General features: G+C 58.3%; 15 protein-coding genes and 1 pseudogene. 11 read left to right on the forward strand and 5 right to left on the reverse strand.

Going from position 1 to position 23,817, the window contains the following annotated elements; genetic code table 11:
* Positions 1–315: 315 nt before the first annotated feature.
* The 3 genes from J6524_RS18455 to cysD all read right to left on the reverse strand — a co-directional run bounded on the left by J6524_RS18455 (position 316) and on the right by cysD (position 3,926).
* The gene (locus J6524_RS18455) at positions 316–771 is read right to left on the reverse strand and encodes a transposase (RefSeq protein ID WP_312002414.1); all 456 of its coding nucleotides are present in this window, start codon (positions 769–771) and stop codon (positions 316–318) included.
* Between the two features lie 243 nt (positions 772–1,014).
* Positions 1,015–2,901: a sulfate adenylyltransferase subunit CysN gene (cysN, locus tag J6524_RS18460; RefSeq protein ID WP_225673017.1), complete on the reverse strand. Its 1,887-nt coding sequence runs from the start codon at positions 2,899–2,901 to the stop codon at positions 1,015–1,017.
* Positions 2,901–3,926, reverse strand: coding sequence for a sulfate adenylyltransferase subunit CysD (cysD, locus tag J6524_RS18465; RefSeq protein ID WP_283843324.1), 1,026 nt, complete (start codon positions 3,924–3,926; stop codon positions 2,901–2,903). Before cysD ends, cysN begins: the two co-directional genes overlap by 1 nt.
* 1,316 nt (positions 3,927–5,242) lie before the next feature.
* Here cysD and J6524_RS18470 point away from each other — a divergent pair.
* The 3 genes and pseudogenes from J6524_RS18470 to J6524_RS18480 all read left to right on the forward strand — a co-directional run bounded on the left by J6524_RS18470 (position 5,243) and on the right by J6524_RS18480 (position 11,328).
* Positions 5,243–6,483: pseudogene (locus J6524_RS18470) on the forward strand (cytochrome P450).
* A gap of 505 nt (positions 6,484–6,988) precedes the next feature.
* Positions 6,989–9,085 (forward strand): prolyl oligopeptidase family serine peptidase, encoded by a 2,097-nt coding sequence (locus J6524_RS18475; RefSeq protein ID WP_225673019.1) that lies wholly within the window; start codon positions 6,989–6,991, stop codon positions 9,083–9,085.
* A 278-nt stretch (positions 9,086–9,363) separates the two neighbouring features.
* Positions 9,364–11,328 (forward strand): glycoside hydrolase family 127 protein, encoded by a 1,965-nt coding sequence (locus J6524_RS18480; protein WP_225673021.1) that lies wholly within the window; start codon positions 9,364–9,366, stop codon positions 11,326–11,328.
* A 32-nt stretch (positions 11,329–11,360) separates the two neighbouring features.
* Here J6524_RS18480 and J6524_RS18485 read toward each other — a convergent pair whose 3' ends face one another.
* The gene (locus J6524_RS18485; RefSeq protein WP_225673023.1) at positions 11,361–12,440 is read right to left on the reverse strand and encodes a hypothetical protein; all 1,080 of its coding nucleotides are present in this window, start codon (positions 12,438–12,440) and stop codon (positions 11,361–11,363) included.
* Positions 12,441–15,086: 2,646 nt separating this feature from the next.
* Here J6524_RS18485 and J6524_RS18490 point away from each other — a divergent pair.
* The 8 genes from J6524_RS18490 to J6524_RS18525 all read left to right on the forward strand — a co-directional run bounded on the left by J6524_RS18490 (position 15,087) and on the right by J6524_RS18525 (position 22,554).
* Positions 15,087–15,275: a hypothetical protein gene (locus J6524_RS18490; RefSeq protein ID WP_198028115.1), complete on the forward strand. Its 189-nt coding sequence runs from the start codon at positions 15,087–15,089 to the stop codon at positions 15,273–15,275.
* Between the two features lie 277 nt (positions 15,276–15,552).
* Positions 15,553–15,945 carry a hypothetical protein gene (locus J6524_RS18495; protein WP_225673025.1) on the forward strand — a complete coding sequence of 131 codons (393 nt, stop codon included), beginning with the start codon at positions 15,553–15,555 and terminating at the stop codon, positions 15,943–15,945.
* Between the two features lie 1,167 nt (positions 15,946–17,112).
* Entirely contained in the window at positions 17,113–17,307 is a 195-nt protein-coding gene (locus J6524_RS18500) for a 4Fe-4S binding protein (protein ID WP_225673245.1), read from the forward strand.
* Between the two features lie 10 nt (positions 17,308–17,317).
* Positions 17,318–17,503 carry a hypothetical protein gene (locus tag J6524_RS18505; protein WP_225673027.1) on the forward strand — a complete coding sequence of 62 codons (186 nt, stop codon included), beginning with the start codon at positions 17,318–17,320 and terminating at the stop codon, positions 17,501–17,503.
* On the forward strand, positions 17,497–18,993 hold the full coding sequence (sufB, locus tag J6524_RS18510) for a Fe-S cluster assembly protein SufB (protein ID WP_225673029.1): 1,497 nt from the start codon (positions 17,497–17,499) through the stop codon (positions 18,991–18,993). The genes J6524_RS18505 and sufB overlap by 7 nt, the downstream gene beginning before the upstream one ends.
* A gap of 218 nt (positions 18,994–19,211) precedes the next feature.
* Positions 19,212–19,967, forward strand: a complete 756-nt coding sequence (sufC, locus tag J6524_RS18515; RefSeq protein WP_225673031.1) for a Fe-S cluster assembly ATPase SufC — start codon at positions 19,212–19,214, stop codon at positions 19,965–19,967.
* Positions 19,968–19,984: 17 nt separating this feature from the next.
* Positions 19,985–21,310: a Fe-S cluster assembly protein SufD gene (gene sufD, locus J6524_RS18520; protein WP_225673033.1), complete on the forward strand. Its 1,326-nt coding sequence runs from the start codon at positions 19,985–19,987 to the stop codon at positions 21,308–21,310.
* A gap of 2 nt (positions 21,311–21,312) precedes the next feature.
* Positions 21,313–22,554, forward strand: a complete 1,242-nt coding sequence (locus J6524_RS18525; protein ID WP_225673247.1) for a cysteine desulfurase — start codon at positions 21,313–21,315, stop codon at positions 22,552–22,554.
* A 950-nt stretch (positions 22,555–23,504) separates the two neighbouring features.
* Here the strand turns inward: J6524_RS18525 and J6524_RS18530 are convergent.
* The gene (locus tag J6524_RS18530) at positions 23,505–23,795 is read right to left on the reverse strand and encodes a hypothetical protein (protein ID WP_225673035.1); all 291 of its coding nucleotides are present in this window, start codon (positions 23,793–23,795) and stop codon (positions 23,505–23,507) included.
* Between the last annotated feature and the right edge of the window lie 22 nt (positions 23,796–23,817).

The raw sequence follows: 23,817 nt of genomic DNA on the forward strand, positions 1-23,817 counted from the left end.
AAATGAAGACCGCTTCATCAGAAGACCCTCTGCTTTCATGCTCAGTTACGTAAGCCTCTTGTTGTTGATCGGCCTGGCCGGGGGCTAGACGCGAGCAGAGACCCGCACGTGACCGGGGAAGTTATAGAGGGCTTACGCGCTTCTGCGAAATGAAAGGAGATCGACGCGCGTGACGGCCGAGGGAAGGCGTATCGCGCACGCGAACAATGGAGCCTCCGGGGTCGCTGTGCACGAGGCTAGCGTTGTGCGGATGCTGACGCTGAAGCCCTCAGTGCTTTTGCGATCTCGGTCGCTTGCACGTGCAGACAACCGAGTTCAGCGCTGCAACACAAACCGATTTATATCCTCCTTAGCCCTGATCGAGCTGGGTCGCTCGGCTTCTACGATATGCCGTGTCGTGGCCAAAAACCTTTGTGAGTTCGCCATCAACTCGGGCGAGGGTTGCTGAGAGGCCCGAGTCTTGATCGCGACCGTTTCGGTTTTCGGAGCTCGGCGGTGACAAACTGATGCACCCACCGCGGCTTCGCGAGTCGAAAACCGCGACGAGGCCCGAGCATCGCGACGGATCCAGGTGAAGAGCTGCGACGGGTGAATGCCGATCCGATGGGCGATCCCCGATACACTCCCGCCGGGCTCCAGCGCCTCTGCCACGACTTGTGCCTTGAACTCATCCGACCAGCGTCGGCCAAGTTGTCGCGGGGCTCCCTCAAGACGCTCTGCGACCGCTTCGATCATATGGAAGGTTCTAGTTTCAGAACTAGGCGCAGACATAGAAGCTCACATCGGCTCACACACTCCGCAGCCGATAGCCGATCGCTCATCCACTCCGCCAGATGGGGTCTCTTTGCCATCTACCGTTGTCATAGGACTACTCCTAGTGCTTGCAATAGGAGTTGCAGCCTGCAGACCCTCTGAGCAAGGCGGCCCTCGCCGGACCTCGCCGGATGATTACAGCGCAAGTATCTAGATCTCGTCGGGTGGAGAGTTCCGGCAAAGGCATAAAATTTGGCAGTACTAGTGACCGTGGACGATTGCGCGCGCCTTCAGGACATCTATGACGGCCTCCGCAAGTTGCTCAGGCGTCTGATCCATGGTCCTGAGATGAAATTCGGGTCTCATCGGTATTTCGTAGGGTGCATCGATACCCGTGAAGTTCTTAATCTTGCCAGACTTCGCCTTCGAATAGAGACCCTTTGGATCGCGCCGCACGCATTCTTCAAGCGGCGTGTCGACAAAGATTTCGATGAACTCCTCCCTAGCAACCAGGTTGCGCACCATGTCTCGCTCCGCTCTGTAGGGCGAGATGAACGAGCAAATCACGATCAGGCCACCGTCGGCCATCAACTTGGCGACTTCGCCGACACGTCGAATATTCTCGACACGATCGGCCTCGGAGAAACCGAGGTCTCGGTTCAACCCGTGCCGCATGTTGTCGCCATCCAGCAGGATGGTGTGACACGACATTGCGAACAGCTTTTGATCGACGATGTTGGCGATAGTCGACTTGCCGGCACCGGACAGGCCGGTGAACCAGATGATGCAAGGCTTTTGGTTCTTCAGGGCGGCCCGCTCGCTCTTTCCCACTGAAAGCGGTTGCCGAGCAATATTGGTAGCCCGCCGCAGCGGGAACGCAATCATGCCGGCGCCAACGGTGCGATTGGTAAAGCGGTCAATGACAATGAACGATCCGGTCTTGCGATTGACCTCGTACGGATCGAAGGCCACGGGCAGTGCCGTCGCGACATTGCAGAAGCCGATCTCGTTGAGGCTAAGCTTCCTGGCTGCCAGGTGCTCACGTGTGTTGACGTCGATCCGATGCTTGATCGCGGTAATGCTACCGGCGACTCCGGTCCGAGTTCCGATGCGAAAGATGTAATTGCGTCCAGCAACGAGCGGATCGTTGTCCATCCAGATCAGATGGGCCGCGAACTGGTCGGTGACCTCAGGCCGCTCGTTCGGACGCGCCAGAAGATCGCCACGGCCGATATCGATCTCGTCTTCGAGGGTAATGGTGACGGCATCGCCAGCGTCGGCGCGGGGAAGATTGCCGTCCTGGGTCACGATTCGCTTGACGCGCGTGGTCCGTCCAGACGCTGCGACAACAATCTCATCTCCCGCCGAGATGCTCCCGGAGGCCACCGAGCCGGCATAACCGCGGAAGTCCAGATTGGGCCGATTCACCCACTGAACCGGAAAGCGGAAAACCTGGCGCGCGACGTCGGATTGAATATCGATGCTCTCCAAATAGTCGAGCAGGCACGGGCCTTGGTACCACTTGGTTTTATCGGACTGGTTGATGACGTTGTCGCCGTACCGGGCGGAGATCGGGATCGGAACGACCGAGGTGAAGCCAAGACCGGCAGCAAAGGCCATATAATCGCCTACGATCCGATCAAATCTCTCCTTGTTGTACTTGACCAGGTCGATCTTGTTCACTGCCAGCACCACATGGCGGATACCTAGCAGCGAGCAGATGAAGGAGTGACGCTTGGTCTGGACCAACACGCCCTTGCGGGCATCGATCAGGATGATGGCGAGCTGGGCGTTCGAGGCGCCAGTTGCCATGTTGCGGGTGTACTGCTCGTGGCCGGGCGTGTCTGCCACCATGAACGATCGGCGCAGGGTGGTAAAAAAGCGATAGGCCACATCGATCGTGATGCCTTGTTCCCGTTCAGCTTCAAGCCCGTCAACTAGCAGAGCAAAATCAACATCATTGCCGGTGGTGCCGTGCTTGGCGCTGTCGCGTGCCAGCGCCGCGAGCTGATCCTCGTAAATCACCTTGCTATCATGCAACAGCCGTCCGATCAGCGTCGACTTTCCGTCGTCTACCGAACCACAGGTGATGAATTGCAGCTGGTCCTTGCCGGCCTGGACACGGTCGATTGTTGCCTTGGAAGGCATCAAAAGTAACCTTCCCACTTCTTCTTCTCCATCGAAGCGGCTTCATCGGTATCGATCAAGCGTCCCTGGCGCTCAGATACGGTCGCAGTGTGCATTTCCGCGACAATGTCCTCAATTGTGGTCGCGTCGGAGTCGATGGCCCCGCTCAGCGGATAGCATCCCAGCGTGCGAAAACGGATCATGCGCATCTCCGGCGTCTCGTTGGATTGAAGACGCAATCGTTTGTCATCGACCATGATCGTTGCGCCGCTTCGCCGCACCACGGGTCTTTGCTTTGCGAAGTAGAGCGGGACGACCGGGATCTTCTCGAGCATGATGTATTCCCAGATGTCGAGCTCGGTCCAGTTCGACATTGCGAATACACGCATGGTTTCGCCCTGGAGGAGTTGGGTGTTGAAGAGGTTCCAGAGCTCCGGCCGCTGGTTGCGGGGATCCCACACGTGCCCGGCCGAACGGAAGGAGAAGATCCGTTCTTTCGCGCGGCTCTTTTCCTCGTCACGTCGCGCCCCACCAAACGCAGCATCGAAATGATAGAGATCGAGCGCCTGCTTCAGGGCATCGGTCTTCATCACCCGCGTATGAAGAGCTGAGCCGGAATCGATCGGGTTAATCCCGCGCTCAAGGCCCTCCTTGTTCACATGGACGATGAGTTCGACGCCTAGCCGCTTGGCCGTCTCATCCCGGAAAGTGATCATCTCGCGGAATTTCCAGGTCGTATCGACGTGAAGGAGGGGAAACGGCAACTTCGCGGGATAGAACGCCTTGATTGCAACGTGCAGCATGACACTCGAGTCTTTACCGATCGAGTAGAGCATAACCGGATTTTTGAACCCGGCGACTACCTCACGCATGATTTCGATCGACTCAGCCTCGAGGCGACGCAAATGTTTCGGCAGCATATGGTTCTTCTTTGATACAGAATTGTTGTTCGTTAGATGCCATTTGGCGCAGCGCTTCCGCTTGGGACGATAACCCTGCCGCAGCAGCAAGCAGGACCGCACGACCCGGCAGCCGCTTTGCTGCATCCTCGGTGCTAGTCAGGGGTAGGCATCGGCCTCGCTTTCAATCATACAGAACTCGAGCGACCATCCGGACCGTTTCAATTCTTGCACCGCGTCTTCGTCCATCCACGTTTTGGTGTTGCGACTGGGAGCTGGCGCATGGACCGATCCAGCCGAGGGCATTCCCTTCTCAACAAGACCAATAATGACGGTGTGCTCGAGTTCTTGAGCTGCTGTCAAGCATCGGAACCGGGATCGGCAGCTTTCGCTTGCTCGCAAAGCTAAGGACAAGTCGAGGATTGGCTCAACTGTACGAAGATAAGCGGGCCAACATAAAAAGGTTGGGAAAACCATACGGAGGTTTGTTCGTAGTAAATGCCTACGCGACGTGAGCGACACTTGATGCCCCGCGCCAGCGCAATGCTGCTTGCGTAGAGCATCGAAGAAGATGGCCCCATACGCCTCGGCTGGTGCTCGGCTTACAAATGAGAACACCTCTTAGAGCGACAACAAAGGTTGATAGCCATCCTGATGCCTGAGGCTTTAAGAGCGTCTTCTCCTCTGCGGACTGAGATGTCCGAGCGCAAACGTGGCGACGCTGCCGTGTTTCTTTTCAGCTGGATGAGATGCTGGGCTCGATTGCCTCGCGCTAGAAGGGCCTGCGGAGATGGTTCCGGAAATCTGGCGACGCGGAACAGCATTTGGCCCGCCCAAACGGGACATTCTGTTCTCTCCCGATCGCGGCGGTGAAGTTTTCTTGTTTGGTTGCGCAGGCGATACCGTCGCGAACGGTCCGGACGATATGGAGGTGATGGAGCAGGTGATCGAGCGTTGCAGCCCTCGTGTCCGCGGAAGCTTCCTGCCGCGCCTAATTCAACTTGCTAGTCAGGATGATGGATCGTCGCAGGCTTGTTGCTGTGTTGGAAGAACAAGTTGGTTTTTGTCGACGGAACGGCGCAACCGCGAGCGTCGAAGACGATGAGGCTTTTGGTGGTTGTCACCGCAGGATCGTGCGGCCAACTGTGAGGAGCCAAAGACGCCGCGTTTGGTCATTTCAAAAAAGCTGGAAGCTGCGGTCACATTTCGTCTCGTTGACAACGCAGCGACGATGCAGCTGCCATTGCGCGATGCCTGGGTAGCAGTGCCAGCTCTCATCCATCCACCGGAGCAGATCGATTTGGAAAGTCAATGCGATCCTTACTATTGGATTTGGTAGGGGAGGCTGCCTGCACTTTGAGATACTCTGTTCGAGGAACGACCCGCGCAACCCGAAATGTCACGGCAGCTCGAACCATGAATCGCGACCAGATCCGTATATCTCAAGAGAGAACAATCTGGTCATGAAAACGCGATTGGCGGACTTGAGAGCCGATGATGTGTGTCAGATCCCGCTGAGCAATCTGGATGTAAGCGAAGCCAAGCGCTTTCAGGATGATAGCATATGGAGGTACTTCGAGCGGTTGCGAATGGAAGATCCCGTTCACTACTGTCAAGCCAGCCCTTATGGTCCATATTGGTCCGTAACAAAATACCGAGATATCGTAGCGGTAGATACAAATCACAAAGCGTTCTCATCGGAGCAGGGTGTCGCTATTGTCGACGTGCCCGACAAGCACTGGACTCAGAGTTTCATCAAGATGGGTCCTCCCAAACATGGCGAGCAGCGCCATACTGTAAGTCCGATCGTCGCACCGGAAAACCTGATTAAGCTCGAAAGCTTGATCCGCCGACGGGTCAAGACGATTCTGGGCAGCTTGCCGCGCAATCATGACTTCAATTGGGTGGACATGGTCTCTATCGAGTTGACGACGCAGATGCTGGCCACGCTATTCGACTTTCCATTCGAGGATCGGCGGCTCTTGACCTATTGGTCAGACGTAGCTGTTGCAATCCCGAAAGCGGGCCACGCGATCGACAGCTGGGATAAGCGAAGCACGATCTTGTCCGAGTGCCTGGAGTATTTCACGCGGCTTTGGAACGAGCGCATCAATGCCGAGCCACGCATGGACCTGATTTCCATGATGGCGCACTCGCCTGCAACTCGACAGATGGAGCCGAGCGAGTTTCTCGGGAATCTGATTCTGCTGATCGTCGGGGGAAATGACACCACGCGTAATTCGATTACCGGGGGCCTCCTGTTCATGAACCAGCACCCCTCCGAGCTGCGAAAACTACGCGATAATCCCGAGCTGGTATCGAGCGCGGTGTCCGAAATTATTCGGTATCAGACTCCCATCGCACATATGCGCCGCAACGCCGCGACCGATATCGTCGTAGGTGGGAAACAATCAAGAAGGGCGACAAGGTCATCATGTGGTACATCTCTGGTAACCGCGACGAAGAGGTCATCGAGAGCGCCGACAGATTCCTCATCGACCGCAAGAACGTCCGGCAGCATCTCTCGTTCGGATTCGGCATCCATCGCTGCCTTGGTCGACATCTTGCCGAACTGCAGCTGAAAATCCTCTGGGAAGAAGTCTTGAACGCGCGGCTCGAAATCGAGGTTGTCGGCGAACCCGATCGAATTGCGTCTAACTTTGTGCACGGTTATTCCGCTCTTCCTGTGCAGATTAGAGCTTAGGCTGTGATGCGCTTGGACCCCCAGGCCATGAAGAGAGGTTTTTCTGCACCCGACCTGAATGAGCGGATAGCTTTCGTCGAAAATGAGGGCGAGGCTTGTCCTCGCGCCGCTATGCAGAACTCATTTTTCATTGAAAAAGCAGCGCCCGTAGACCGATCGTTTGCATCGCCACTACGGAGAGAAGAAAACTGCGGGCGGCGCTTCTCTCGCGCTTTTTGGACATTGAGAGTCGCCCGCTCGACCCGATGCGGCTCGCATGGAAGATGAAAGTTGCCACCGGCGGCTTCGGTTGGAAGTGTGGAGGATGCGCGTCATGGCCGGATGCGTCAGAGCGCGCCCAATCAACTACCAAATTCAGCAATTGATGGAACTGACGGACACATGGCAATCAGCATCAAGGAACCCACGCGGCGACCGAATCAAGGAAGTATGGATGCAACATATTAAAAGCTTTGATGCAATGCCATTTCGGGATTGCGCGTCAGTGCCAGGGATGGAGTGAAGTTTGGTCAAAGCAAGAGCGACGACAAAGTCGCGGGTTGGAAAGCCCACGCTTTCCGCTCCAGACGATGATCCCTATCTATGGTTGGAACAGATCGAAGGCGCACGGGCGCTGAAATTTGTCGAGCGGCAGAATAGCAAGACTCTGCAGGTGTTTGGCGGCGCCGCATTCGAGCGGGATCGCGATGCGCTGACCTCGATTTATGACCGACCGGACAATATCCCCTATGTCAGCCGGTGCGGCGACTATCTCTACAATCTCTGGAAGGATGCCAATAATCCACGCGGCCTTTGGCGACGAACCACTCTGGAAGAATTTCGTACGCCGAAGCCGTCATGGGAAGTTCTGCTCGACGTCGATCAGCTTGCTATCAGCGAAGGCGAAGACTGGCTTCTGAAAACGACGGCCTCACTCGCCGGGGATCGTAGACGGACGATTTTAAGCCTATCGCGCGGCGGCAGCGATGCCGTCACTTTGCGTGAGTTCGATACGGACTCGAAGGCCTTTGTGAGCGATGGCTTCGTCTTGCCGGAAGCCAAGGGCGCGGTTGAATGGCTCGATCCCGATACGCTGGTGCTGTCGAGCTCGCATGGGCAGGGCATGGCGACGACCTCCGGCTATGCGTGTAGGGTGCGGCTGTGGCGGCGCGGTACGGAGGCGGATCAAGCACCAGCGATCTTTGAGATCGCAGCCGATCATGTCGGAGTCAGCTGCAATGTCGACCACACCGTTGCGCCGCCGCGGATGTGGTTCGTCGATGGGGTGGACACCTTCAATTTTGCCTTCTGGCTTGGCGACGAATTCGGTGCCACGACTAAACTCAATCTGCCAAGCAACATCTGGATGCTCCCCCATCGCGATTGGCTTGCCATCAAGCCGCGCGAATCCTGGTCTGTGGCGGGGCAGACCTATGCCGCGGATACGGTGCTCGTCATCTCGTTGGCAGCGTTCCTTGAAGGCAACCGTCAGTTCGAGGTTCTTTTCGAACCAGGCCCGCGCCGCGCGCTGCAGGGGTTCTTTTGGAGTGCCGGCAAGCTTGTTCTTTCCATTCTCAACGAACTGCGGCCGCTCTTCGAGATATGCACGCCGTCCGAAAAGGGGTGGAGCCGCGCGCAGCTGCGCGGGTTTCCCGACATCGGGGTCGTCGACCTCTGGCCCCTTGATTGCGATCCATTCGAAGGCAACGGCGACCTGCTCGCCGGGAGCCAGGATCCGCTCACGCCAGCTTCGCTTATGCTGATCGAGAAAAACGTCGCCAGTCCGACCGTGCTCAAGCAGGCGCCGAAGACCTTTACCGCGGATGGGCTGGTGGTCACCCAACATGAAGCCATTTCGATTGATGGCGAGCGCATTCCCTATGTACAGACCGGTCCGGCCGACGAGACGGGCGATGCGCCCGTCCATATGAGCGGCTACGGCGGCTTTGGGATCTCCGTGAGGCCGTACTACAATTCAGCGCTTGGCAAGCTTTGGCTCGAGCGCGGCGGCACCACGGTACAGGCGAATTTACGCGGCGGCGGCGAGTTCGGTACGCGCTGGCACGATGCCGGCCGGCTCGGTGGTAAGAAATTGTCGCACGACGACTTCGCTGCCGTTGCCGCCGATCTCGTGCGTCGTGGGGTGACGGTGCCGAAGCGGATCGCGGCCCAGGGAGGATCAAACGGCGGCATCCTCATTACTAATATGCTGACGCGCTATCCAGAACGCTTCGGCGCACTGTTCTGCACGATCCCGCTGATCGACATGCGCCGCTACACTAAGCTCCTGGCAGGAGCAAGCTGGATTGCAGAATATGGTGACCCCGATAAGCTCGAGGAGTGGGAGTGGCTCAAGACCTATTCCGCGTATCATGCCGCCAAGCGCGGCCAAAAATACCCCCCGATCCTGATCGCCACTACGCGGCGGGACGATCGTGTTCATCCCGGACACGCGCGCAAGATGGCCGCGAAGCTCCAGGCAATGGGCTACGAGGCCTATTTCTACGAGCCGGCGGCTGGCGGCCATGGTTACGGCCGGGACAACAGGGAGCGCGCCGGCTTCGAGGTGCTGGGCTTTCGATTCCTGAAGAGCAAGATCGGCTGGCTTGACGGTGAGGCTTAGGCGGGCCCGGCGTTTGTGATCCGACAAACTCCAGCGTGATTGTTGCACGACGTTTCAGCGGTAGGAGATTGGAAACAAGTCCGGTTTGACCCGCCATTTCTTAGGCCTACGCCGTCCAGCGGCATAGGGAGCAGCCTTTCCATTTCTAGCGCTTCAACGTTCGCGTGGAGAATACGATTGCGCAGCCGCCAATTTCGAAGCTGCAACCTCAACAACGATCATGGCGAGGCTGGCTTGCCTGAGCTAGGCGCCCGTTTGCCCCGCAAAGGAGAAACGAGATGAATCAGCGGGATGTGGCCGAAGTCAATCTTCACGACCTACAGGTCTTGGATCCGCTGATTGGGAAATGCCAGCACTTGGTGAGGGAAGTGGCGATTCCCTATCAATGGGATGCGCTGAACGACCGCAATCCCGAAGCGACACCGAGCCACGCGGTAGAAAACTTCCGTATTGCCGCCGGACGTTCGAAGGGTGAGTTCTACGGCACGGTTTTTCAGGACAGTGATGTCGCAAAATGGCTAGAGGCGGTTGCTTGGTCGCTGTGCCACGCACCGAATCCGGACCTGGAGAAAGCCGCCGATGAGCTGATTGAATTGATTGCAGCCGCCCAATGCGGCGATGGCTATCTCAACACCTATTTCATGCTAAAGGCGCCTCAGGATCGCTGGAGCAACCTAGCCGAATGCCATGAGCTTTATTGTGCCGGGCACTTGATTGAAGCGGGTATCGCTTTCTTTCTGGCTACTGGCAAACGACGCCTGCTGGACGTCGTTTGCAAGCTTGCTGACCACGTCGGCAAAGTTTTCGGCCCGGACCGCGATCAGTTACACGGCTATGATGGCCATCCAGAAATTGAACTTGCATTGACGCGCCTCTACGAAGTGACGCAGGAGCAGCGATATCTGACCCTAGCCAATTATTTCGTGGAGCAACGCGGCACAGAGCCGCACTTCTATGACATAGAATACGAGAAACGCCGGCAATCTTGCCACGTCAAACCATCTGGCACGCCCTGGATGGTGGAAAATAAAGCCTATAGCCAGGCGCACCTGCCAATTTCGGAACAGCGAACCGCAACCGGTCATGCGGTACGTTTTGTATACCTCATGACTGCGGTCGCTCATCTGGCGCGTCTGCGTCAGAACGAGCAGCAACGCCAGACTTGCCTGCGGCTATGGCAAAACATGGTGCAGCGCCAGATCTATATCACCGGCGGTATCGGCTCGCAAAGCTTCGGCGAAGCGTTCAGCAGTGATTACGATCTGCCGAACGATACAGCGTACGCGGAAAGTTGCGCGTCGATTGGCCTGATGATGTTCGCGCGCCGTATGCTGGAGATGGAAGTGGACAGTCGATATGCCGACGTGATGGAGCGCGCCTTATACAATACGGTCCTGGGCAGTATCGCTTTCGATGGGCGTCACTATTTCTATGTTAACCCGCTCGAAGTTCATCCCAAAACGCTGCGGTCCAATGGCATCTACAGTCATGTCAGGGCGGTGCGGCAACGCTGGTTTGGCTGCGCCTGCTGTCCGCCGAACATCGCACGCATTTTCACATCAATTGGTCATTACATCTATACGCCATGCTCCGACGCGCTGTATATCAATCTCTATATTGGCAATAGAGTGGCGGTATCGGTCGGCGGGCATACGCTGCAGTTGCTCATGAGCGGCAACTATCCTTGGAGGGACGAGGTGGAAATCGCTGTGGAATCTGCACAGCCAATCGTCCACACGCTCGCCCTGCGCCTGCCGGAATGGTGCAGCGCGCCGGAGACGACCCTGAACGGCGAACCTGTCAATTGCGAGTTGCGCAAGGGCTATTTGCACATTCACCGTACGTGGCGGCAGGGGGATCGGGTCAAACTATCGCTGCCGATGGAAGTCCGCCGCGTATACGGTCATCCGCAACTTCGCAATTTGGCCGGCAAGGTGGCTATCCAGCGTGGCCCTTTGATTTATTGTATGGAAGAAGCCGACAACGGGACCGAGTTACACAACGTTTGGCTTCCTGCAGAAAGCCGGTTTTCGCTTATCGAAGGCACTGGTCTCTTTAGCGACAAGATTTTGCTGCAGGCTGATGGGGCCCGGTTGCAACACACGCATTCTGAAGAAAGGGCGCTTTATCATTACGACAAAGTGCCAGGACAGCTACAACCGCAGCCGCTGACATTCATTCCGTGGTTCAGCTGGGCTAACCGCGGCGAAGGCGAAATGCGGATTTGGATTAATGAGCGTTGACGCGAACGCCTGAGTAGCACGTCGAGGTGCGATCAAGCTTGGCCGTGATGAGGCCGTATCGTCTCGGGCGCATCGGAGCTCACCCTTGCTTTCTTGAGGGGCGGACCATCTTGCAGTGCGTCAGCCGTGTTCGGATTATCTACGCTGGCCGTCCGATAGTCAGCTAGATTGCCGCCCAGAAACAAGATCTCGGTCTCCTCGGTCGGTATTCCCCCTACCCAAGCTCGCAATTCCTCATCTCCAGGAGCATGCCCGCGCTCTAAAATAGCGTTGATTTTTTTGGTCGGCCAAGCGGTGACACTCGGTACCGTGTAGGTGTGTAACTTCTTAGCGTTCTCTGCAATTGCCTTCGCGCCATGCTCGGTCTCGTCCTTTGAAAGGAGCAGTCGTGAGGGGTCCTCGCACAATGACACAAAAGCACTCTCTGTAACGCCTTGGGTGTGCAATGCAGCGAGGCGCGCCATATCAATTTCGTCCTCCCTTTCGTCGTCCGAGCAGATAGCGGCCTTAGCAACATGCGGGCTAGCGTGAGCACGCAAATCCGCTAAGGAACGCACATGCGCGATGGCACTCACCTCCTTACCTAAGAGCGGCTCGCAATCGATTTCCTCGTTCTGAAAACGATGTAGCGGCAGGTATGATGATGCCAAGACGTCTTCGAGAATGCGGTCACCATCGATACTGCCCGCGGAAGATCCGGTTGTTCTCGGCCACTGTGCTGTTCGCTGTTCAGCCAGCCTGATCTCGTTCCTGAGCGCCTCAACGTTCGCTCCGGCCAGTGATGCGGCAAGTTCGGCGCGCCCTCGGATGAACGATAGGGCCGGGCACCGTTCGCTTTCCTGGATAGTGCACGCTCCCAGATTGCCTTTCTTCATGATCGAGGGCAAGCCAACTTCGGAATCTGTCAAAGCGGTGGCTGAATCAGACGTTTGGTGGATTGGCCGAATGTCACTTAGCTGCTGCTCAAATTTCGCTTGGTCTGCGGACGGGTGTGCTGGTGACCTGGTTTGTCCGCTTAGGTCGCCCGGCTGTTCCGGCGCCCGTTGATGCTGCTGAAGGAGACCGTAAGCTTGAACAAAGTCTTCTGCGGTGTTCGGTGTATCGATATTCATTATTTTCCCCACGAGCATGCTACATCAGGTCCCATTTCAGTAAGGGGGGCGGCTTTCGAGAAGCTGACGAGTCAGAGAAAGGAATGCCACTGACGCCGAAAGTTTTCGATCGCTTCCCGCTCAGCTGCCATCACTGCGGAGGAGAGCGCCCCACGAACCTGCATCGGCGGCGCGGATCCACCCTCCGCCACGAAGCGGACGATTAGGAGCCTGCAACAGCACCACCACAGGATGTCAGAGCCGTGCGGCTAGAGGGTTATCTCCTCTAGTTGCGCTCGGCGTCGTGGCTCGCTGCGGCGCCTGCGGCCGAGGCACCCGCAAGATCTGTCGAGCTCAGCCGCAGCGCAAGCATCGGCCGGGCAAGGCTCATGATTTTGATTTCGAGTTCAGCATGATGGCCTGTACGGCCATAGTGCGATCCGCTGCGCCGTACTGGGCTCCTAGTGGAGCGGCAAACGGAGGTTGGAATTGCTTTCACTTTCCCGACTCAAAACGCTCTCATGCTCATAGCAGCCTTTCTTCGGCAGACACCAATCCTGCTGCACCCGCAGAAAGAACACTTTGGCCATTGGCTCATATTCTATTTTCTCTAAACCGCGTCAGCTTCTCGAAAGCTAACGGTAGTAGCGCGGGAGGTGTCAAGCGACGTCCGGATTTGACCCCGCAGCGACATGAGGAAGTGACCCCTTGTTGTTTTGCAGGACTGAACTTCTTCTCCGATTTGGCTTCTGGTGTAGCAGGCTTCTGCAGAAGTCCGCTGCGGCGCTTCTCCTTCAAGCGGTAGCTGTCGCCGCGGATAACGAGTGCGCCATCGCGTTGCACATGGTTCGAGTTGCGTGACGCTGCTCATTCTGTGCCGGCGCCTGACTTTCCACCCTCGTCGGCCAGGCCAGCACGAGGGCATCACCAGGTCCCGCAGCTGCCTGATGTCGGAGAGTTCGTCGGCCACGGCTGGCGCCACGGCCCCGAGAGGCCTGGTCCATCCAGATCGACATGCTCTTGGCCTGCTGCCGAGCCAGGACGGCCCAATGACATGTTTCTTGATCAGTCGACCCTACAAAAAACCTGGCCTGAGCGCAAACCCAAAACCAAAGCGATCCTGAGGATCCCAGGAAATCACACCATCGCTGTTGCGGGAAGGAGAAGCGCGGCATTCCGCCTTCGGCCGCCAGTGCAGCAGTTCAAGTGCCCGGGCGATACGCAAGATGTCGCGCGCAGGTTACCACCCTTCACATCCGTAGCAGCTACGACAGGATTCCTGCACTGTCCGCACCGCGACACGCGCCAAGATAGTCGGATCCGATTCACCCTCTGCGGCCAGAGTTAAGACCTTCTCAGCAAGGCATGCCTTCAACGAAGAGGTTCGCCTCGCTTCGGGCACCATCCGGACAGCATGCTCCAGAACACCCCTCAACTCAGCACACACTTTATTTTGCGAGGATTTTGCAGGCGTCATGATGCTACTCCACAAAATAGAACCTGTTCATGCGGACTCCGGCCTACCAGCCAGTGTTCCCGAAAAAGCTAGAACTCGGCACCTGATGGCCCGTTCCGCCGAGTGAGTGTGGCAGTCGGGTGGGGGACGGTCACGCCGACGAATACAAGAGATATGATGAGCTGATGTGACAGTTGGACGAAGGAATCACTGTGGCTCGCTGGGACGTAGTACCACTCGATCTGCCGGTGCTGCGATCAGCGCAACATTGCAATGCTGGTGAGCCCGGTGTCGCTATCAGACACGATCATCGCTGGAACAAACGTGCGATGCAATCACAGCATCGAGCTCGCCCGCCCCCCAAGACTGTGCGGCGCACTACTGAAAGATAAGCAAGACATTCCCGCGTGAAGTCATTGACAATAGCCAGGATGCGGAAGCCAAAACAGATCTCAAATTCTAACTGGTTGAGGGCGACCGGGCCCTCATCGCGTTCTTGGGGAGCTCAGTTCATTTAGCCGAAGACCGAAGCGCTCCGGCACCCCGGGGACGGCGCGCAGCCGGCCAGCAATGGCTTCAATGCTCTTTTGATCGCGTCCCGATCAGCCAACAGCTTTACCTTCGTCCACCACCAGATCGTCGTCTTGTCCATGCCAATACCAGTCTAGAGAAGAATACGATGCGCTGGCTGCCTCCGCCTCGTTCTACGCGCGAAGTTTGCGCCACAGCCCCTTGCCGCTCACCACAGCTAGCCCAAATCCACCCGGTATCGCACTACGGTTCACCCGAAGATGTGCTCGATGCCTCCTTTGGGCAGACGAGAAGCGTGTAATCATATCGTCATAACCGTTGGATATGTGTGATCAAATTTCCCCGGCGCTTCGCGAGGTAACGGCTATCCTGCATAGATTGTGTGTCTGGACAACAAACTAGCGGCGCTGAATCAGGTAGACGAAAAGTCGGTCGGCGGCCAATCGGAGGATTTGCCAGGTGGCGGCCGCATTTTCAGCCACTCTGATTGCCTGCTGCTGACGAACCGCAGCGTTGTATCGAAGAGACGCTGCGATGAGTGGCATCGATCGATATAAACCTCGCGCAGACCGAATTATTCGAGATGAAGACGCCAGGCAAATGTACGGTGGCTTGCTGAAGAATGGCGCGATTGGTCAGTTTTCAAAGGTTAGGTTCTAAACTAAGTATCGGAATCCGGGATGACTTCGATTGATGATAGCTTGAGTGAGATCAAATCCGTGCGGAACGACATTTGGCGTGTTCGTACGCTGCTTCGAACCGAGTTGCCTGATGCGGAGCGAAAAATCGCTGAGAAGCGCCTGCTTGAACAGCGTTCCGCCTTTGAACGGCTCTTAGCGACCACATTTCCTTTGACGTTGAGGCTCTGAAGTCAATTCGGAGCCTGTGCCGCTCAAAAGGTAACTAAACGACGGACGTTTGAACTTCTTAAGAGCATCTCGTGACTGGGAGTGGATTGTATGCGGGCTCCGGCAAAGCTCAGATGGAGGCAAAAACCGAATCGCCAAAAAATGTCGCGGTGATAACCTGCCTTGTTCCTTGTCTTGCTTTCCACAGGTTTGATTAATTCTCCGATCCGCAGTCTGCCGATCCCTGATCAGCGGCAGACCGATCTGCACTCTTTTCGGCCGCCTTCGATGGTCGATCTTGGCGATTGCCCGTTGCATTCGGGAGCTCAGGACACCAATTCGGCAGAACGATAAGCAGGTAAGGGCGAGGTTTTTTGCGATCGTGACGAATCCGGTGTTTGGCCCCGACAAGAAAGATGCGCTCGGCGCTTCCAAGAAACGCGCGGCCTTCATCGGTGTTCTAATTCGCAATGATGCAACGGTTGCGGGCAGATCGGTTGCTGGAAGACCGCTCGCCATGTCGGCTGTCGATTCCGACGGCCGCCCTCTGGCCATGATGAGCAATCTGGTCGGCCAAACCGTGAAGCTGCATTTCTTGGTCGCGCGCGTCCTCCAGCTATTTGGCGCAGCGCTCCTCCAGAAGAGGCTATCAGAGCTGAAGCCCACCCTCGACTGCAAGAGGGTCCATTAAGACATCATCGGCAACAGTCCCCGCGGGCCTCTCGAGAAAATCGCGGTCGTTGCCCAGTCCAACAGGATCGTGTTGTTGCGGGGCGTTCTGCGACCGGCAAGGAGCTGGTCCCCACGCGTGCACGAGCTGCCGCCGCGCGGCGGGGGACCCTATATTAGAAGAGTTGCGCCGGACTGCCTGAGACGGTGCTTGATCGAAATTGTCCGCCCGTGAGAAGAGGTCTTCACCTAAGCGCTGGACCCGCGCCAGATGATTTAACTCGCTGACAAGGCAACCCCTCGACGAGATCGGTGAGATCTCGCCACCGTTCCAAAAGCTGCTCTGTATCCTGGAGGAGCACGAGTTCCAGCGCGTCGACACATCGGTGTATTAAGATCGACGTACTGTCACTGACTCGATCAGCCGCAATCTCGAGAGGCGCTGGCGCGAAACAAATTACGCGCTAGACCTCTACCATCGCATCGTTGTGTCCATCCTGCTGCCGCCCTTGCGCGAGAGCCGCAGTGAGATCCCGTTGCTCGCGGCCGAGTTCTTTCAATGGCGAGAACGGTCGTGCATTGAGCTTCGCTACACTGCAATGGACGTGCTAGTGGTGAATTGCGTGTTTCCCCGCAACGTGTGCGAGCTCGAGAATTGCGTGTAGCGGACGCGACGCTGGCCAAGAAACCTGCGATCATCAGAACCGACTTTGCCAGCTCCTCAGGGTGCCTGTTGGCGACGCTGTGGAGCCGCCGATCGGACGAGCTATCACTGCCGCAGCTGCTGGTCGTGCCGATGTCGCCGAAGCGCCGGCGCGGCTTCCGGGGGAACTGGTCACTGCATCCGATTTCGAGTTCGCAAGTTGCGGCCGAACCGGGGGCGAGACCGCCGAGCATTTGGGGCGGCGCGAAATTGACCGACCGCGACCACGTTACCGCGGCCATCGAGAAGTCGGGCTGGGTGCAGGCGGGAGGCGACTCGCCTCCTTGGGTTAACCTACGCCGGCTGCGCGCTCAGGAAGTACGGCCACCAGATCAAGCGTCTGTTAGCCGAGTGTCGCGGTCGCGACACGCTGTCTGGCCCAGGACATGCACAAGAGGGAAATAGCCGAGATAAATCAGCTTGGCGTTTGGCACGAGCCTTGAAGGGAAGAAATCGTCCCGTCGCCTGCCCAAGGAATCGGAGTTTATGGCCTACAAGATAATCGCCTCCCAGTGCACCGTCTGCGGCGCATGTGAGTTCGAATGCCCGAACGCAGCAATCAGCCTCAAGAACGACATATATGTAATCGATCCGAAGAAGTGCACCCAATGCGAGGAGCATTGCGACACGCCGCAATGCGCTGCTATCTGCCCGGTGCCCGGCACGTGCGTGCAGGCATAAGGAGCGGCCGATGAGCGGGTGCGCCGCGCGCAGCAAGATTGAAACACTATCGGCGGCGTTTCTGATTAGCGGCCTGGTTGGCCGCGAGCTGCGTGTGACTTACGCGATCGCCCATGCGGTGAAGGGGGCGCGCCGCCGCCGTCGTCGGACATGGTGGGAGTCGTCCTTGCGCGAGCGGCGGAGCGGGCAATGGTAGCAGCCGTAAGAGACACGGTCGACCGGGTGCGCTCGATCGACGTCGACCAGTATCGATATGGCTTTGAGACTCTTATCGAGTCCGAGAAGGCCCCTAAGGGGCTGTCGGACGAGACCGTCCGCTTCATTTCCGCGAAGAAGAACGAACCCGCCTGGATGCTGGAATGGCGCCTGGAGGCCTATCGCCGCTGGCTGACCATGACCGAGCCGACCTGGGCGCGCGTCAACTACCCGAAGATCGACTACCAGGACATCCACTATTACGCGGCGCCGAAGCCGAAGAAGACGCTGTCGTCGATCGATGAGATCGATCCCGAGATCCTCAAGACCTACGAGAAGCTCGGCATCCCCCTGCGCGAGGTCGCCATTCTCGAAGGCGTCGAGCCGCCGCCGGAAGGTGAGTCAGCCAACCGGAAGATCGCGGTCGATGCCGTGTTCGATTCGGTCTCGGTCGCCACGACCTTCAAGGAAGAGCTGAAGAAGGCCGGCGTGATCTTCATGCCGATCTCGGAGGCGATCCGCGAGCATCCCGAGCTGGTGAAGCAGTATCTCGGCTCGGTGGTGCCGACTTCGGACAATTTCTTCGCGACGCTGAATTCGGCGGTATTCTCCGATGGCTCGTTCGTCTACGTGCCGCCGGGCGTGCGCTGTCCGATGGAGCTGTCGACCTACTTCCGTATCAACGAGCGCAACACCGGCCAGTTTGAGCGGACGCTGATCATCGCTGATAAGGGTTCCTATGTCAGCTATCTCGAAGGCTGCACCGCACCGCAGCGAGACGAGAACCAGCTTCACGCCGCCGTCGTCGAGCTCGTTGCCCTCGACGATGCCGAGATCAAGTACTCGACGGTGCAGAACTGGTACCCCGGCAATGCCGAAGGCGTCGGCGGCATCTACAACTTCGTCACCAAGCGTGGCGACTGCCGCGGCAACCACTCGAAGATCTCCTGGACCCAGGTCGAGACCGGGTCGGCGATCACCTGGAAGTATCCGAGCTGCATCCTGCGCGGCGACAATTCGCGCGGCGAGTTCTACTCGATCGCGATCTCGAACGGTCACCAGCAGGTCGATAGCGGCACCAAGATGCTCCATCTCGGCAAGAACACGTCGAGCCGCATCATCTCCAAGGGTATTGCGGCCGGTAAATCGCAGAACACCTATCGCGGCCTCGTTACAGCGCATCGCAAGGCGACCGGCGCGCGCAATTATACCGCCTGCGACTCGCTCCTGATCGGCGATAAGTGTGGCGCGCACACCGTGCCTTACGTCGAGGCGAAGAATTCCTCGGCGACGTTCGAGCACGAAGCGACGACGTCGAAGATTTCCGAAGACGTGCTGTTCTACTGCACCCAGCGCGGCCTCAGCCAGGAAGAAGCCGTCGGCCTCGTCGTCAACGGCTTCGTAAAGGACGTGCTGCAGCAGCTGCCGATGGAGTTCGCAGTTGAGGCGCAGAAGCTGATCTCGATCTCGCTGGAGGGCAGCGTCGGGTAAGCCAGATGATCAGCAACATCTTCGCACTGGTTCGGTTTGCGCCGCTTGCCATCTTTTATTCGTTGCAATCGCTGGAGCATTTGCGGGTCGGTGGCTTGGTGGATGGGGTGATGTAACAGAATTCGGCAAATTGGCTGCCGGTGGTGGAGCATTGGGCTCCTTCGTCTGGCTCTTTCTTCCGGCTTTTATTCGGGCGTTGTAGGCCACAAGGAAACAAGATGACTGCGTTGCTTGAAATGAAAGATCTGAAGGTCCGTGTCGAGGATAACGAAATTCTCCACGGGCTGACGCTCACGGTGAATCCGGGCGAGGTGCACGCGATCATGGGGCCGAACGGCTCCGGCAAGTCGACGCTGAGCCACGTCATCGCCGGTAAGCCCGGCTATGAAGTGACTGACGGGCAGATCCTGTTCAGGGGCGAGGACCTCCTGGAAATGGAGCCGGACGAGCGCGCCGCCAAGGGACTGTTCCTGGCATTCCAGTACCCGGTCGAAATCCCCGGCGTCACTACCTGGAATTTTCTGCACACGGCGTTGAACGCCCAGCGCAAGGCGCGCGGCGAAAGCCAGCTTTCGTCTCCGGAGTTTCTCAAGAAAGTCCGCGAGGTCGCAAAGTCGCTCAACATCCCGCAGGACATGCTCAAGCGCGGCGTCAATGTCGGCTTCTCCGGCGGTGAGAAGAAGCGCAACGAGATCTTGCAGATGGCGCTGTTCGAGCCGGCTGTCTGCATCCTGGACGAGATGGATTCCGGCCTCGATATCGACGCGCTCAGGATCGCGGCCGATGGCGTCAATGCGCTGCGCTCGCCCGACCGCGCCATGGTGGTCATCACGCACTACCAGCGTCTGCTCAACTACATCATCCCCGACTTCGTGCACGTGATGTCGAAGGGCAGGGTGGTCAAAAGCGGCGGCAAGGATCTGGCGCTGGAGCTCGAGGCTTCAGGCTACACCCAGTTCGAAGACGCGGCCTGACGCAAAGCGGATTTGTGATGAACCTAGTTTTAGCAAAGAACGAGACGGGACGCGCGGTGAGCGACAGTTTTGCTGTCGCGCGTGACCGGCTGCCGGGCGCCGGCAAGGTGGCGGAGGCGCGAAGCGCTGCCTTCGAAGCCTACGAACGCACAGGCCTGCCGCATCGCCGGATCGAAGACTGGAAGTATACCGATCTGCGCGCGCTGATGCGCGAAGTGCTGCCGCTGGCCGATGCGCCGGATGCCGCTGCGCTGAAACGCGCTGCCGCGGCCGTAAAGCTGCAGGCGATCAACGGCGCTCGCGCGCTCGTCCTCGTGGACGGCGTGTTCGTACCAAAGCTTTCCGAAGTCGGAGGCCTGGAGAAAGGCCTTACCATTCGCACGTTGCGGGATGTGCTGGAAACCGGCGAGGCGGCGCTGCCGGCGCAGCTCTTCTCGCCGGACAACGACAACCCGATGGTAGCGCTCAACAGCGCGATGATAACCGATGGCGTGGTGATCGAGATCGCCGATGGCGTCGTGCTGAAGCAGCCGCTGCAGATCATTCATGTCGCGAGCGCGCCTGCGGCTGTGGCGATGTTTACCCGTTCGCTGCTGCGTCTTGGCAAGGACGCCGGCGCAACTCTGGTCGAAAGCTACATTGCGGCCGATGGCACCACGGCCTATCAGGCCCATGACTCCCTGGTTGTCGCGATCGGCGACAATTCTCGGCTCGATCATGTTCGACTGGTCGAAGACAGCCGTGACGCCTTCAACATCTCCTCCGCCGTCGTGACTCTGGGCGCGTATGCGCATTTCAACACCTTCGGCATGACGTCGGGCGCTGCCGTCAGCCGCTATCAGGCGACGATTGCGTTCGCCGGAGAGCATTCCGGGGTCGAGACCAACGGCGTCAATCTGCTCGACGGCCGCCAGCACGCCGACACGACGCTGTTCATGGATCACGCGGTGCCGCACTGCGCCAGCCGCGAGGTGTTCCGCGCCGTGGTCGATGACCGCGCCCATTCCGTGTTCCAAGGCCGCATCATCGTGCGTCCCGACGCGCAGAAGACCGACGCCAAGATGATGACGCGGGCGCTGCTGCTCTCCGATGAGGCCGAGGCCAACAACAAGCCGGAACTCGAAATCTTCTCCGACGACGTCACCTGCGGCCATGGCACGACCACCGGCGCGCTCGACGAGAGCCTGTTGTTCTATATGCGCGCCCGCGGCCTTCCTGAGAAGGAAGCCCAGGCGCTGCTGATCCAGGCGTTCGTTGGCGAGGCGATTGGGTCCGTCGTCAACGACGATCTGCGAGAACTCGCAATTGCAGCTACGCAGCGCTGGCTGGAGGCGCGACGATGAGCATGCATCCGGCAGTCGCCAACGGCGCCTACGATGTGAATCGCTTGCGCAAGGACTTTCCAGCGCTGGCGACGCAGGTCTATGGCAAGCCGCTGGTCTATCTCGACAATGCCGCCTCGGCGCAGAAGCCAAAGGCGGTGCTCGATCGCATGATGCAGGCTTACACGTCCGAATATGCCAACGTGCATCGCGGCCTGCATTATCTGGCCAACGCCGCGACCGACGCCTATGAGGGCGCCCGCGCGAAGGTGGCGCAGTTCGTCAACGCGCGCGGCACCGAGGAGATCATCTTTACTCGTAGCGCCACCGAGGCGATCAATCTGGTCGCCCAGACTTTCGGCCGCGAGCGCATTACAGCGGGTGATGAGATCGTTCTCTCGATCATGGAGCACCACGCCAACATCGTGCCATGGCATTTTCTGAGGGAACGCTATGGCGCTGTCATCAAATGGGCGCCAGTGGACGGGGAGGGCAATTTCCTCCTCGAGGAGTTCGAGCGGCTTCTGACCGAGCGCACCAAAATGGTTGCGATCACGCAGATGTCCAACGTGCTCGGCACCGTGTTGCCGGTGAAGGAAATCGTGAGGATCGCGCATGCACGTGGCATCGCGGTGTTGGTCGACGGCTCGCAAGCCTGCGTTCATCTGGATGTTGATGTCCGCGACATTGATTGCGATTTTTACGTGATGACGAGCCACAAACTGTATGGGCCGACCGGCATCGGCGTGCTTTACGGTAAGTATACGCATCTGGCGTCGATGTCGCCGTTCAATGGTGGCGGCGAGATGATCCGCGAGGTCTCGCGTGACGGCGTCACCTACGGTGATCCGCCTCACCGGTTCGAGGCTGGCACGCCTCCGATCGTCGAGGCTATCGGTCTGGGCGCGGCTGTGGACTATATCAATTCAATAGGAAAGGCACAGATCCACAAGCACGAGAGCGCACTGCTCGCTTACGCGCAGAAGAAGCTGCGGGGCATCAACTCCTTACGTATTATCGGAACGGCGGCTGAGAAGGGCGCGATCATCTCCTTCGAAATAAAAGTCGCGCATGCACACGATTTTGCCACCGTCATCGATCGTGCAGGCGTGGCGGTGCGCGCCGGTACCCATTGCGCGATGCCGCTGCACGAACGTTTTGGCGTGCCAGCGACCTGCCGCGCTTCGTTCGCTCTCTACAACACGCATGAAGATATCGATGTGCTGGCGGGCGCGCTTATCAAGGCGCAGGAGCTGTTCTCATGAGCGAAGGGGCTGGCCCCAGACCATGAGGCGCGTCGTGTATACGCGAGTTGCCGCAGCAATGCGCTAGCATTGTCGCAGGACTTCCGCCCGGGCGAGTGGGTCCGCTACGTGATGCTGACTAAGAACGGCGCATGGATTCGCCCAAGGATGTTGGTGAGCCGCTGGTCTTTGCGGGCGAGACTAGAACCGTGCGCCAGATCTGTCCTACGCCCTTGGGTTCATAGCGCGGGCCGTCTTCATCATCAGTCGCGCTCACGGGACGATTCGTCTCGGCGAGAGGGCGGATCTCTCGGTGGAATCGAGGTATTAAGCCTAGATCATGATCCGGAAAAGTGCAAACCGGTTTCCCGAAAGACCCTGCTCAAACAAAGACATGGGATCATGATGCGAATTCCATCCAGTCGCATCATGATCGAGACGCCTGCCCGGCGTGCCGCCCGAATTGACCGGTATGCCGCCGGCCGAACCATTTCCGAAGGCGGACTACCGTTCATCGTGACGCGGCTTGATGCGCTGATCGAGCCGCCCACCTCTTGCGCACCCGCATGTGTGGTCTGCCGGCAACAATGGCGCGAGAGGGAAGATCTGGGGTAGATGCTGCAACGTTGTGCAGCAGGGGGCTCGTCCTCAAGTTTGATCTGAGCACGGCAGCGCCCCAATTGGGCGCGGTGGCCTGCCGATCCTCGCTCGCCATCTGCCTGTCGCGCGAAACCAAGAGCCGCGGGGCCTACACGTCCCCGTAGGCAGCCTCGACATTCTTCCGGCGGCGGTCATAGCTTGCGATCATGAACAATGCGCCGATTGTCGCGAGATTCTTCAAGACATCGACCAGCATCCTGCGTTGCCGTGCCCCGGCTAATTCCGGAAGTCGTACAAATAACAAGTCGAGATCCCGACATGGAGGACCGAGACAAACAGAAAGAAGCGCGCACCAAAGTTCAACGCGATCATCAGCGCCGCGAGGAGTTCGAGCGAATCGACCACAACCGCCAGAAGTTGCGGCGTCGGCCGGTCGCGCTCTCACGCGGCGCGATGTAAAGCGCGAACGCCTCGGGAACTGAAAATTTGGTCGCGATGAGATCGGCGGTCTGCTGTATGCCGAACAGCTTCGTCGCCCGCGTGTAGATGAACAGCAACGCAAACAGAACTCGCCCGAAGGTAACGAACGCTGGCTGGTGGACCTGACTGCAGTGCGGACGCCGGAAGAGCGGAACGTTTATGGTCGTTCCGCTCTCCGCCATCAAATCGAATCCGTCTGCGCCC

This window comes from Bradyrhizobium hereditatis (assembly GCF_020329435.1).
Taxonomy (GTDB): domain Bacteria; phylum Pseudomonadota; class Alphaproteobacteria; order Rhizobiales; family Xanthobacteraceae; genus Bradyrhizobium; species Bradyrhizobium hereditatis.